At 74.1% G+C, this 14,248-nt stretch carries 2 protein-coding genes and 3 pseudogenes; all 5 read right to left on the reverse strand.

From position 1 onward, the window contains the following. The coding region (locus SALPAC4_RS29050) for a polyketide synthase dehydratase domain-containing protein (protein ID WP_033775427.1) at window positions 1-664 on the reverse strand (664 nt) is incomplete at its 3' end. Window positions 665-787: 123 nt separating this feature from the next. Then, window positions 788-1,153, reverse strand: a pseudogene (locus SALPAC4_RS29055) (polyketide synthase dehydratase domain-containing protein); the annotation flags it as partial. 121 nt (window positions 1,154-1,274) lie between these two features. Continuing rightward, window positions 1,275-2,081: pseudogene (locus SALPAC4_RS29200) on the reverse strand (beta-ketoacyl synthase N-terminal-like domain-containing protein); the annotation flags it as partial. Then, a pseudogene (locus SALPAC4_RS28130) lies at window positions 2,076-11,690 on the reverse strand (type I polyketide synthase); the annotation flags it as partial. The pseudogenes SALPAC4_RS29200 and SALPAC4_RS28130, both read right to left, overlap by 6 nt. Then, on the reverse strand, window positions 11,691-14,129 hold the full coding sequence (locus SALPAC4_RS25705; RefSeq protein ID WP_162562165.1) for an SDR family NAD(P)-dependent oxidoreductase: 2,439 nt from the start codon (window positions 14,127-14,129) through the stop codon (window positions 11,691-11,693). Between the last annotated feature and the right edge of the window lie 119 nt (window positions 14,130-14,248).

Genomic DNA, 14,248 nt, shown 5'->3' on the forward strand with positions numbered 1-14,248 from the left:
CGTCGTCGGCGAGGAACCGCTGCACGAGGTGCAGGGCCCGGCGGGTGGTGTCGCCGGCGCTGCCGTCCCCGGTGAGGCCAGCGACGACGTACGCCGGTGGTTCTGCGCGCGGGATCGCGCCGAGCTGCGCCACGGGCCGGTCGCCGTCGAGCGTGACGACCGACAGCGGGCCGGGATCGGCTGCTCCGGGCGCGATCTCGGTCCAGGTCACCTGGTAGAGGGCGCCGGCGGCGAGGTGTTCGACGGTCACCGGCCGCCAGGCCAGGGAGCGCACGGAGAGCACCGGGGTCCCGGACTCGTCGGTGATGGTCAGCGACGTGGTGTCGCGTCCGGCCGCCGAGATCCACACTCGCAGCTTGCGGGCTCCGCCGCGGTAGGCGGTGATCCCGGTCCAGGCGAACGGGATCCGCACGCCCGCCTCGTCGCGGTGGGCCAGGCCGAGCACGGCGTGCAGCGCGGCGTCGATCATGAGCGGGTCGACGACGAAGCCGGCTCCGTCGTGGGTCGCGGTCAGCTCGGCGACGATGTCGTCACCGACCTGCCACGCCGCGGTGAGGCACTGGAACGCGGGCCCGTAGGCGTACGCCCGCGCGGCGAGCTCGTCGTAGACGCCGGTGGTGTCCAGCGGGACCGCGTCCGCGGGTATCCCGGCCGGGACGGGCACTGCCTCGCCGGCCGGTCCGGCCGTCCCGGTGGCGTGCCGCGTCCAGTCCTGGTCGCGCCCGGCCCGGGAATGGATGCTCACCGGGCGCCGCCCGTCGCCGTCCGCGGCGCCGACGGCCACCTGCAGCTCGACCTCGCTGCGCTCCGGTACGAGCAGCGGCGCCTGCAGGGTCAGCTCGCCGACCTGGTCGCACCCGCGGCGTGCGGCCGCGAACAGGGCGAGCTCCACGAAGACCGCGCCGGGCAGCAGCGTCCGGCCGAGCACCACATGCTCGGCCAGCCACGGCAGGGCGCCGGCCGAGAGACGCCCGGTGAGCAGCAGGCTCCCGTCGGCGGCCGACTCCACGACGTTGTCCAGCAGCGGGTGGTCCAGGGTGGCCGGCGCGCCCGGCGGGATCTGCCAGAACCGGCGGCGCTGGAAGGCGTACGTCGGCAGGGTGACCCGCCGCGGGCCCCGGCCGGCGAACGCGGCCGTCCAGCTCACCGGCATCCCGCATACGTGCAGCTCGGCGAGACCGCCCAGGAAGGCTTGCGCTTCGGGCCGGTCGCGGCGCTGCGTAAACACCACCGGCACGCCGCCGCCCAGGCTGCCGCCGGCTTTTTTTTTTCTCCAACAGCACCAGACCGACACCCTCGCCCAGGCCGAACCCGTCCGCAGCCGCGGCGAACGGCTTGCAGCGTCCGTCCCCGGCAAGCGCCCGCTGGCGGCTGAACTCGGTCAGCCCGAGGTGTGTGGCGAGGATCGTCGCTCCGCCGGCCAGCGCCAGCGAGCACTCGCCCCGGCGCAGCGCCTGCGCCGCCAGGTGAATGGCGACCAGCGACGACGAGCAGGCGGTGTCCACGGTGACCGCGGGACCTTCCAGCCCGAGCGTGTACGCGATCCGGCCCGACACGACACTGCCGGCGTTTCCGGTGGTCAGATAGCCGTCCACGGCTTCCGGGGAGGCCAGCAGCAGCTGGGCGTAGTCCTGCGAGGTGGCGCCGACGAACGCGCCGGTGTCGGTGCCGCGCAACATGGTCGGGTCGATGCCCGCCGCCTCCAGCGTCTCCCAGGCGACCTCGAGCAGCAGCCGCTGCTGCGGGTCCATCGCCAGCGCCTCACGCGGGCTGATCGCGAAGAAGCCGGCGTCGAAGCCCGCCGCGTCGGCGAGGAAGCCGCCGGCACGTACGTATGTCGTGCCCCGGCTGTCCGGGTCCGGGTCGTAGAGGCCGTCGAGGTCCCACCCGCGGTCGGCGGGCTGCCCGCCGACCGCGTCGCCTTCGCTGACCAGCAGCTGCCAGAACCGTTGCGGGCTGTCCACGCCGCCCGGGTAGCGGCATCCCATCGACACGATCGCGATCGGCACGGTGTCGTCGGCCGGTGAAGCCACCGTGTCCGCGGATTCCTGGTGTACCCCGGACAGGAGCCTGTGCAGCATCGCCGCGACCGCCGCCGGGGTCGGGTAGTCGAACACCAGGGTCGCCGGCAGCCGCAGACCGGTCGCGGCGCTCAAGCTGTTGCGCAGCTCCACCGCGGTCAGGGAGTCGTAGCCGGCGTCTCGGAACGGCCGGTCCGCACCGACCGCGTCGCCGTCCTGGTGGCCCAGCACCACCGCGGCCCGGTCCCGCACCAGGCGCAGCAGCAGCTCGACTGCCGCGTTACCGGGCAGGCCCGCGATCCGCTGCGCCAGCGCCGAGTCGGCCGCGGCGCCGGCCTGGTCCGTACCGGCGACCACCCGGGCCTCGGGCAGGTCCGCGAGCAACGGGCTGGGCCGGGCCACGGTGAACATCTCCACGAACCGCGGCCAATCCACCTCCGCCAGCGCCACGCACGGCTGGTGGCCGCCCACCGCGTGCGCCAGCCCGGCGAACGCCACCGCCTCGTCGATGACCGGCAGGCCCTGCCGGCGCAGCCGGTCGTGGGCGGCGGCGACCGCACGCTCCCCCTCGTCCCAGGGGTTCACTGCTCGCCACACGCCCCACGCCACCGACGTCGCCGCCGCGCCACGCGCCCGGCGCTGCGCGGCCAGCGCGTCCAGGAACGCGTTGCCGGCCGCGTACGCGCCGTGGTCGCCACTGCCCCACACCCCGGCCAGCGAGGAGAACAACACGAACGCGTCCAGCCGCTGATCGGCGAAGACCTCGTCCAGGTGCCGTGCGCCCGCCACCTTCGCCGCCACCACCGAGGTCACGTGTTCCAGCGACGCGTCGCGCAACGCGGCCAGCTCGATCACCGCCGCCGCGTGCACGACGGCCCGTACCTGCACACCGTCGGCCCGCAGACCTGCGGCCATCGCGGCCACCGCGTCACGATCCGCGACGTCGCAGGCGATCCAGGACACCCGTACGCCGCGGTCCGCCAGCTCAGCGGTCAGCTCCGACGTGCCCGGGGCGGCGGCGCCGCGCCGGCTCACCAGGACCACGTGCTCGGCGCCGGAGTCGGCCAACCACCGCGCCACGTACGGCCCCAGCGACCCCGACCCGCCCGTCACGAGCACCGTCCCGGCGGGCTGCCACGCCGCTCCGCCCCACGTGCCCTCGTCGCGCCTCAGCCGCCGGCCGAACACACCGCCGGAGCGGAGCGCGACCTGGTCCTCGCCGCCCACCGCGCCGCAGAGCACTCCCACCAGGGCGTCGTCCGCCCAGGGCGTCTCGTCCGCGCCGGGCAGGTCGATCAGTCCACCCCACCGGGCGGGGAACTCCAGGGCGGCCACCCGGCCCAGACCCCACACCTGCGCCTGCACGGCGCCGCCGACGCGGTCGCCGGTGACCACGTCGACCGCGTCGCGGGTCACCCACCACCAGCGGCCGCCCACCTGCAGCTCCGCCAGCGCCTGGAGCAGCACCACCGACAGTCCCAGGCCGACCGACAGACCGGCGCGTGCGGAGTCCTGCTCGGCCAGCCCGACCAGCGAGACCACGCCGGTGATGTCGACACCGGCGGTCACCTCGGCCACCGCGGAGGTCACCGCGTCTCGGTCGACATCCGTCGTCACCAGCCGCAGTACCTCGGCCCCGCGGTTCGCCAGCAGCTCGCAGGTACGGTCGACCACAGCGCTGTCCGCGCCCACCACCAGCCAGACGCCGGAAAGCACACCGCCCGGTACGGCGCCCAGCCACTTCCACCCCACCGCATAGCGCCAGGAGTCGAGGACCGCGTCCACGCTTCGGCGACGCCGCCACGACGACAGAGCGGGCAGCACGTCGTCCGCGATGCCGGCGTCGATGCCGAGCTCACCGGACAGCTCCGTGACGTCACCGCGCTCGACTACGTCCCAGAACCGGCGGTCGAGTTCGTCCGCGGCCGGCCGGGTCGCCCGGGCGCCCGGCAACATCCAGTAGGACTCGCGCTGGAAGGCGTACGTGGGCAGGTCGACCCGCCGCTGAGGCACGCCCGCGAACACGGCCCGCCAGTCGACGTCCACGCCGGCGGCGAACAACTCGCCGGCCGACGTCAGCAGGCGCCGCAGACCACCGTCGTCGCGTCGCAGCGAGCCGACGACCGTGGCGTCGTCGAGGGTCTCCTCGATCGCGGCCAGCAGAACCGGGTGCGGCGCCACCTCCAGGAAGACGCCGTGGAATGCGCGGCCCGCGCATTCCACGGCGTCCTGGAAGCGGACCGTGTGCCGCACGTTGTCCAGCCAGTACGCCGCGTCCATGGCGCTGCCGTGGATCGGCTCACCAGTCACTGCCGAGATCACCGGCGTGTGCCCGTCATCCGGTGTGATGGGGCCCAACGCGGCCAGGATCCGTTCCGCGACCCGGTCGACCTCACCGGAGTGCGCGCTGAAGTCCACGCCGGGGATCCGCCACCGCAGCACCCCTTCGGCGGACAGCGTCCGCTCCCACCGCACCAGAAGCTCGTCCGGACCGGACACCACCACCGTGCCCGGCCCGTTCACCGCCGCCACCGACAGCCCGTCCGGCAACAACTCGCGGACCCGGTCCTCGGCCGCCATCACCGACACCATCCCGCCGCCACCGGCGATCTCCCGCAACGCCCGGCTACGCAACGCGACCACCCGCGCCCCATCGGACAGCGACAGGACACCAGCCACACAAGCCGCTGCCACCTCACCCTGGGAGTGACCGATCACCGCCGCCGGCCGTACTCCCCACGAGCGCCACACTTCGGCCAGCGACACCATCACCGCCCACAGCACCGGCTGCACCACATCGACACGCGACAGATCCCCGTCCATCACGTCCGGCAGCGACCAGTCCACGAACGGCGCCAACGCGGCCCCACACTCGGCCATCGAGGACGCGAACACCGGCGACTCGGCCATCAACTGCCGGGCCATCCCCGTCCACTGCGCGCCCTGACCGGAGAACACCCACACCACGCCGCCGGTGGCGCCCGAGTCGCCCACCACAACGGAGGGTGCAGGGATGCCCGCCGCCACCGCGGACAGGCCGTCGAGCAGGCCCTCGCGGTCGGCGCCCACCACCACCGCGCGGTGCGCGAACACCGCACGGGTACGCACCAGAGCCGCACCGACCGAGGTGACGTCCTCGTCCGAGCGCCGTACCCACTCCGCCAGGCGAGCGGCCTGATCGCGCAGGCCTCCCGCCGTCCTGGCCGACACCACCCACGGCACCGCGGGCAGGCTGGGCGCGGGCCGGGCCGGGGCGGCCACCGCCGGGGCCTGTTCGAGGACGATATGTGCATTCGTGCCGCTCATGCCGAAGGAGGACACGGCCACGCGCCGGCGTCCGGTGCGGTCCGGCCACGGGGTCCGCTCGGTGACCAGTTCGACCGCGCCGGCGGACCAGTCCACCTCGGGCGTCGGATCGTCGACGTGCAGGGTCGGCGGCACCGTTCCCTGGCGCATGGCGAGGATCATCTTGATGACCCCGGCGACGCCGGCCGCCGCCTGGGTGTGGCCGATGTTGGACTTCACCGACCCGAGGAGCACCGGCCGGTCGCGGTCCTGCCCGTACGTGGCCAGCAGCGCCTGCGCCTCGATCGGATCGCCCAGCCGGGTCCCCGTGCCGTGCGCCTCCACCACGTCGACATCGCCCAGCGACAGCCCCGCGCTCGCGACGGCCTGCCGGATCACCCGCTGTTGGGCGGGGCCGTTCGGCGCGGTCAGGCCGTTGCTGCTGCCGTCCTGGTTGACCGCGCTGCCCTTGAGCACGGCGAGGACCTCGTGCCCGTTGCGCTGGGCGTCCGACAACCGCTCCAACAGCAGCAGGCCGGCGCCCTCGCCCCAGCCCACCCCGTCGGCCGAGGCCGAGAAGGCCTTGCACCGCCCGTTGGCCGCCAGCCCGCCCTGCCGGTTGAGCTCGACGAACGCCATCGGTGTGGCCATCACCGTCACGCCACCGGCCAGCGCGAGGGAACAGTCGCCCTGGCGCAGGGCCTGCATGGCCAGATGGATGGCGACCAGCGACGAGGAGCAGGCGGTGTCCACGGTGACGGCCGGTCCTTCGAGCCCGAGGGTGTACGCGACCCGGCCGGTGGCGATGCTGCCCGCGCTGCCGCCGCCGACGTACCCGGCCAGGGCGTCGGCGTCCTCGGTCTCCGGCGTCAGAAGCGTCGCGTAGTCGTGGTACATCACCCCGGCGAACACCCCGGTCGGGCTGCCCCGCAGCGACGACGGGTCGATGCCGGCCCGTTCGAGGACCTCCCATGACGTCTCCAGCAGCAGCCGCTGTTGCGGGTCCATCGCCAGCGCCTCGCGCGGGCTGATCCCGAAGAACTCGGCGTCGAAGCCGGCGGCATCGTGCAGGAAGCCGCCCTCGCGGGTGAAGGGCGAGGTGGCCTCGGAGTGCAGGTCGAAGTCCTGTTCGAGCTCCCAGCCGCGGTCGCGGGGGAACGCGGAGGTGGCGTCGATGCCGTTGACGACCAGCTGCCACAACTCTTCGGGGCTGGTCACGTCGCCGGGGTAGCGGCAGCTCATCGCGATGATGGCGATGGGGTCGTCGCTCGCCGGTTTAGTCGGGACGGCGGGCGCCGGTGCGTCGTGGACGTCGAACAGCTCGGCGGCCAGGTGGTCGGCGAGCGCGACCGGCGTCGGGTAGTCGAACACCAGGGTGGTCGGCAGCCGCAGCCCGGTGATCGCGCTGACCGCGTTGCGCAACTCGACCGCGGTCAGCGAGTCGAACCCCATGTCGCGGAAGGCGCGGTCGACGCGTACCTCGTCTTGCCTGCCCAAGCCGAGGACGGCCGCGGTCTGCTCGCGGACGAGGTCCAGCAGCAGACGTCCGCGTTCGGCCTCGGCGAGCCCGTCGAGCCGGATGCGCAGCGCGTCCGTGGCGGACGTGCCCGCGCGCCGCAGCGGGGCCCGGACCAGGTCGCGCAGCAGCGCCGGAACGCCCGTCCGCGGGCGCAGGTCCACCCGGACCGGCAGCAGCACCGGTTCGACGCTTGCGGCGCCGGCGTCGAGCAGGCGCAGCGCCTCTTCGGTGGAGACGGCCGAGAGGCCGGCGCGGCCCATCCGGTGCAGGTCGGTCCCGCCGAGATGGCCGGTCATCGCGGACCGCTGCTCCCACATCCCCCAGGCCAGCGAGACGGCGGGCAGCCCGAGGCCGTGCCGGTGCGCCGCGAGAGCGTTCAGGTAGGCGTTGGCTGCCGCGTAGTTGCCCTGCCCGGCCCCGCCCAGCACCCCGGACACCGACGAGAACAGCACGAACGCCGACAGGTCCCGGTCGGCGGTAAGCTCGTGCAGGTGCCACGCCGACTCGGCCTTGGCCGCCAGCACCGGCTCGACGCGGGAGCGCGTCAGCGACTCGACGGTTCCGTCGTCCAGCACGCCGGCGGTGTGCACCACCGCCCGCAGGCCGGTGATGCCGTTCACGACCTCGGCCAGCGCGGCGCGGTCCGTCACGTCACAGCCGTCGATCGCCACTTCGGCGCCGGCCGCCTCGAGCTCGGCCGCCAGCTCCGTGGCGCCCTCGGCGGCCGGGCCGCGGCGGCTGACGAGGACCAGGCTGCGTACGCCATGAGCGGTGACCAGGTGCCGGGCCACCAGCGAGCCGAGCCCACCGGTGCCGCCGGTGATCAGGACGGTGCCGTCCACCGGCCACACCGGCTCGCCGCCCGCCTCCGCGCGCACCATCCGCAGCGCGGAGACCACACCGGCACGGATCATCAGCTGCGGCTCGTCCAGGCCCGCGACAGCCGGCAGGACCGCACGGGAAGCCGAGTCGCCGTCGGTGTCGACCAGCACGAACCGGCCCGGGTGCTCCGACTGCGCCGACCGCACCAGGCCCCACAACGCCGCTCCCTCGGGCGCCGTCTGCGAGGCCACCACCAGCAGCACGCCGTCGCCGTCGGCCAGCCAGCGCTGGATCGCCTCCAGGCCCTCCCCCACCACCTCGGCGACCGGGCGGCCGGAGACCGCCGGCTCGAACACGGCCGGCTCCACCCCGCCGGGCCCCGACGGCACGGACACCGGAACCCAGCGCAACGCGAAGAGCGAATCGGCCGGCAGCCGGGAATCGTCAACGGCGATCGACCGTACGGTGAGGGTGTCAACCGTGGCCACCGGCTGGCCGGACGTGTCGGTCAGGGTGATGGCGACGCCGTCGCCGGCGGTCGCAACGATGCGTACGCGCAGGCGCGAAGCGCCGACCGCGAACAGCGACAGACCGTTCCAGGCGAACGGGACCCTGGAGGTCTGCTCGCCGGATCGCAGCAGCGAGGCGTGCAGTGCCGCGTCGAAGAGCGCGGGGTGCAGGGCGTACCGGTCGGAGTCGGCCTCGAGCTCGGCCGGCAGCTCGACTTCCGCGAAGATTTCCTCGCCCCGGCGCCAGGCGGCGCGCAACCCCTGGAACGCCGGCCCGTAGCCGTAGCCCAGCGCCACGATGTGGTCGTAGAACCCGGTCACGTCGACCGGTTCGGCGCCGGCCGGGGGCCACTGCTCCGGTTGCTGCGGCACGTCCGGGCCGGCCGGCATGAGTACGCCCGTCGCGTGCAGCGTCCACGGCTGGTCGTCCGGGCCGTGCTCGGGCCGGGAGTAAACCTCGACTGTCCGGCGGCCCGTGTCGTCCGGCGTGCCGAGCGCCAGCTGGATGCCGACCGCGCTGTCCGGCGGCAGGACGAGCGGCGAGACCAGCGCGAGCTCGTCGACCGCCGGGCAGCCGCTGTCCGCGCCGACGCGCAGCGCCATCTCCACGAACGCCGTCGCGGGCAGCAGATTGGCGCCGCCGATGACGTGGTCGGCCAGCCAGGGGTGGGTCCGCATCGACAGCCGGCCGGTGAACAGCAGTCCGCCGGTGCCGCCGAGCGTGGTCATCGCCCCCAGCAGGGGATGCCCGGCGGCGCGCAGGCCGGCGGAGGTGACGTTCGGTTCCGGATACAGCCAGTAGGAGCGGTGCTGGAACGCGTACGTGGGCAGGTCGACGGCGACGCCGCCGGAACCGGCGAGCAGCGCCGCCCAGTCCACGGCGCTGCCGGTGACGTGCAGTGCGGCCATGGCCTCCAGCACGGATTCGGCCTCCGGCCGCCCGCGCCGCAGAACGGACACGACGGCCGGGCCGCCGGCGTCGTCGGCGAGGCAGTCGCGGGTGAGCGCGGCCAGCGTGCCGGCGCCGAGCTCGACGTAGGCCGCGGGGTTGCGGGCCTGCAGCGAGGCGACGCCGTCGGCGAACTGTACGGCGGAACGGACGTGCCTGACCCAGTAGTCCGCCGTGCACAGTTCGTCGCCGACCGCCACCGTTCCGGACACGTTCGAAACGATCGGCAGCCGTGGACGCCCGTACGTGAGGTCCGCGGCCACCTGCCGGAACGCGTCCAGCATGGGCTCGATCAGCGGCGAGTGGAAGGCGTGGCTGACCCGCAGCCGGCGGACCTGCCGGCCGGATTCGGTGTAGTACCGGGTCACCTCCTCGACGGCGTCCGCGGCACCGGAGATGACCACGGCGGTGGGCCCGTTGACGGCCGCCAGGCTCACGCGCCCGCCACCTCCGGCGGAGGCGAGCACCGGTTCGATCTCGGCCACGGTGGCCTGGACGGCGGCCATCGCGCCGCCCGCCGGCAGCTCGGCCATGAGCCGGGCACGGGCCGCGACGAGGGTGGCGGCGTCCTCGAGGCTGAGTACGCCGGCCACGTGTGCCGCGCTCAGCTCGCCCACCGAGTGCCCGAGCAGGAAAGCCGGTACGACTCCCCACGATTTGAGCAGCCGGAACAGGGCGACCTGGAAGGCGAACAGCGCCGGCTGCGTGTAGTCGGTACGGTCGAGCAACTCGGCGTCGGAGGTGCCCTCCGCGGCGAACATGACCTCGCGCAACGGGCGATCCAGCAGGTGCTCGAAGCGGGCGCAGACGTCGTCCAGGGCCGCGGCGAACGCCGGGAACGCCGCGTACAGCTCCCGGCCCAGGCCGGCCCGCTGACTGCCCTGGCCGGGGAAGAGGAACGCGAGGCCGATTCCCGGCCGGGCGACGCCGCGGATCACGCCGGTGGCGGCGGTTCCGGCGGCGACCGCGCGCAGACCCTCGTGCAGGGTGTCCGCGGTGGATCCGATCACCACGGCGCGGTGATCGAGGTGAGTGCGCGTGGTCGCCAGCGAGAACCCGATGTCGGCCGGGCGTGCGCCGCCGGTCACGTGCCGCAGCAGCCGGTTCGCCTGTTCCCGCAGGCCGTCCTCGGTCGCCCCGGAGATCGGCCAGGCCAGGGAACGCCCGTCGGCGGGCGGTGCGGTTTCGGCGGGTTCGGGCTTGACGTCCTCGACGATGACGTGCGCGTTGGTGCCGCTGATGCCGAAGGAGGAGACGCCCGCGCGCCGGGGGCGGTCACCGGCCGGCCACGCGACCGGCTCGGACAGCAGCCGCACAGTTACCGCGGACCAGTCGACGTGCGGGGAGGGCTCGTCGGCGTGCAGCGTACGCGGCAGCGTGCCGGCCCGCATCGCGAGGATCATCTTGATCAGGCCGGCCACACCGGCCGCCGCCTGGGCGTGGCCGATGTTCGATTTCACCGAGCCGAGCCAGAGCGGGCGGCCGTCCGGGCGGTCCTGTCCGTAGGTGGCCAGCAGGGCGTCCGCCTCGACCGGGTCGCCGAGCCGGGTGCCGGTGCCGTGCGCCTCCACCGCGTCGACGTCGCTGGGGCGCAGGCCGGCGTTCGCGAGGGCCTGCCGGATGACCCGCTGCTGGGCGGCGCCGCTGGGCGCGGTGAGGCCGTTGCTCGTACCGTCCTGGTTGACGGCGCTGCCGCGGATCACCGCGAGGACGGGATGACCGTTGCGGCGCGCCGCGGAGAGGCGTTCCAGCAGCAGCACGCCGACGCCCTCACCGAAGCCCGTGCCGTCGGCGGCGGCGCCGAACGACTTGCACCGGCCGTCGGCGGCCAGCCCGCGCTGGCGGCTGAAGCTGATGAAGCCCTCCGGGGTGGACATCACCGTGACGCCGCCGGCCAGGGCGAGCGTGCACTCCCCGCTGCGCAGGGCCTGTGCCGCCAGGTGCACCGCCACCAGCGACGACGAGCAGGCCGTGTCGACGGTCACGGCCGGGCCTTCGAGACCGAGCTGGTAGGACAGGCGGCCGGACAGGACACTCGCGGCACGGCCGGTCACCAGGTGTCCCTCGGCGCCGTGCGGCGCGCTGGTCGCCCAGCGCGCGTAGTCCTGACCGTTGGTGCCGATGAAGACGCCGGTGGGGCTGCCGCCCAGGCTCATCGGCGCGATCCGGGCCCGCTCCAGCGCCTGCCAGGTGGTCTCCAGCAACAGCCGCTGCTGCGGGTCCATGGCCGTCGCCTCTCGCGGCGAGATGCCGAACAGGTCCGCGTCGAACTCGGCCGCCCGGTGCAGGAAACCGCCTTCCCGGGCGTACGAGGTGCCGGGCACGTCCGGGTCGGTGTCGAAGATGCGCTCGAGGTCCCAGCCGCGGTCCGCCGGGAACGGGGTGATCGTGTCCCGCCCGGCGGCCAGCAGGTCCCAGAACTGCTCCGGGCTGTCCGCACCGCCGGGGAAGAGGCAGGCCATGCTGACGACCGCGATCGGTTCGCGGGCCGCCTCCTCGACGTCCCGCAACTGGCGGCGTGCCTTACGCAGGTCGACGGTCGTCCGCTTGAGGTAGTCGAGGAGCTGCTCGTCGCTGGCGCTCATTCAGTCCTCCCCAAATTCTTTGTCGAGCAAGGCGAGGACCTCCTCGCGGGTGGCGGATTGGATGTCGGCGTCTTCGTCGCCGTCCGGCGCCGGTTCCAGCCGGCTGAGGATGGCCTGGAGCCGGGTGCCGGCGCCGGACCGGGCGAGGTCGTCGGCGTCGACCGTGGCCAACGCCGCCTCCAGTTGGCGGATCCCGGCCTCGACGGGGTCGCCGGCGCCGTCCGGTACGAGTTCCGCGTCGAGGCGTTCGGCCAGCGCGGCCGGTGTCGGATGCGAGTAGATGGCCGACGCCGGCAGCCGGACACCGGTGTCGGCGCGCAGGCGGTTGATCAGGTGCAGGCCGGCGACCGAGTCCATGCCGAGGTCCTTGAAGACCTGGTGGTGGCCGACCGCGTCGAGCCCGTGGTGGCCGAGGATCGCCGCCGCGTGCCTGCGTACCGTGTCGGTCAGGACGCTGCGCCGCTCGGGCGCCGGCGCGTCGAGCAGTTGTCGCCGCAACGTGGCGGTGGCGGGGTCGGCCGGCGATGCCGAAGCGGCCGCTTCCGGGATCTCCTCAACGACGGCGAGCGGCCGGCTCACCGCGAGGTCAGCGGCGAGGCGTCGCCAGTCGATGTCGGCGATCATCGTGAACGTCTCGTCCGCGTCGAGGCACCGGTGCAGCGCGTCGAGCGCGAGCGCCGGCTGCATGCCGGGCATCTCGGACCGTGCCGGTATGACGCTCGCCAAGCCGCCGCCCGCCCAGGCGCCCCAGGCGACCGAGGTGGCGGGCAGGCCGAGGGCCCGCCGGTGTTCGGCGAGCGCGTCCAGGAAGGCGTTGCCCGGCGAGTAGTTGCCCTGTCCCGCGGAGGCGAGCACGCCGGCGGCGGAGGAGAAGAGCACGAACGCGGTCAGGTCCAGATGCCGGGTCAGCTCGTGCAGGTTCAGCGCACCGCCGGCCTTGACGCGCAACGCCCGTTCCAGGTGGTCGGTGGTGAGCGTTTCGATCGGCGCGTCATTGAGGACCGCAGCCGTGTGGAAGACGGCCGCCGGCGGATGCTGCGCGATCAGTTCGCGGAGCATGTCGCGGTCGGCGATGTCGCAGCGGGCGAAGGTGACCGTGGCGCCCCGCTCGATGAGCTCCGCTTCGAGCTCGCCGGCGCCGGGCGCGTCCGCGCCCCGGCGGCTGGCCAGCACCAGGTGGGGCGCGCCGTTGTCCGCCAGCCACCGTGCCAGGTGGGCGCCGAGCACTCCGGTCCCGCCGGTGATCAGGACCGTGCCGTCGGGGCGCCAGCTCCGGCCGGCCGGGCCCGCCATGGGGTGCGGCGCCCGTGCCAGCCTGCGCCCGGAGATTCCGTCGGCCCGAATCGCCAGCTGGTCCTCGCCGTCGCCGCGGGTCAGCGCAGGCCACAGCAGGTCGAGCGCCGCCGCGTCCGGGTCGGCGGGCAGGTCGACCAGGCCGCCCCAGACGAGCGGGTACTCCTGGGCGGCGACCGGGCCGAGACCCCACAGCAGGGCCTGTGCCGGGTGGTCCACCCGATCGGCGCCGGAGACGGCGGCCGCCCCGCGGGTGAGGCACCAGAATGGCGCCGGCGCCCCGATCCGGCTCCACGCTCGCAGGGCTTCCATGGTGCGGGCGAATCCGGCTGGGACTGCCGGGTGGGACGGCATCCGGTGCTCGTCGAGGCCAAACAGGCACAGCACGCCGTCGGTCCCGTCCGCGAGGCCGCGCAGCTCGGTCTCCAGGTCCGCGCCGGCCGGTGCGACTTGCAGCTCCACGACTTGCGCCCCGCTGCGGCTGAGCGCCGCGACAACGGGCGCGCTCAGCGCCTCGCCGGCGGTGAGCACCACCCATCGGCGCGTGGAGCGCCGGGCAACGATCTGCGGGAGGCGCTTCCACCGTAGGGTGTAGCGCCAGTTGTCGATGATGCTCTGCCGCCGCCGGTTCTCGTGCCAGGTGGACAGCGCCGGGAGGACGGCGCTCAGCGGCGCGTCGCCGGCGACGTTCAGCACTTGGGTCAGGAAGTGCAGATCCTGGCCGGCGACCGCGTTCCAGAACGCGTCGGTTGCCGAGTCGCGGTTCTCCTCGGCCGGAATCGGGAGCCAGTAGCGTTGCCGCTGGAATGCGTAGGTGGGCAGATCCACGCGGGTGGCCGGCACGGCGTCGAACAACGCCGTCCAGTCCACCGTCGCGCCCGCGGTGAACAGCTCGCCCAGCCCGGTGAGCACCTCCTGCGGCTCACTCGCACGCGCGGGGACCAGCGCGGTCGCCGGCAGGCCGGACAAGCAATCGGCGGTCATGACCGTGAGCGCGCTGCCCGGCCCCACCTCGGCGAACCGGGTCCCACCCAGCTGCGCCGCAGTATGCACAGCATCGGCGAACCGGACCGTGCGGCGCGCTTGGGCGCACCAGTAACCGGGAGTGGCGATGTCGTCAGTGACCTGGCCAGTCAGCGTGGACACCACCGCGATCCGCGGCGCCGACCACGACAACCCGTCCAACCACCGCCGCGAACTCGTCCAACATCGGCTCCATCAACACCGAATGAAACCCATGACTGACCCGCAGCCAGCCACACCCC

It is taken from the genome of Salinispora oceanensis, assembly GCF_000383575.1.
Lineage (GTDB): Bacteria > Actinomycetota > Actinomycetes > Mycobacteriales > Micromonosporaceae > Micromonospora > Micromonospora oceanensis.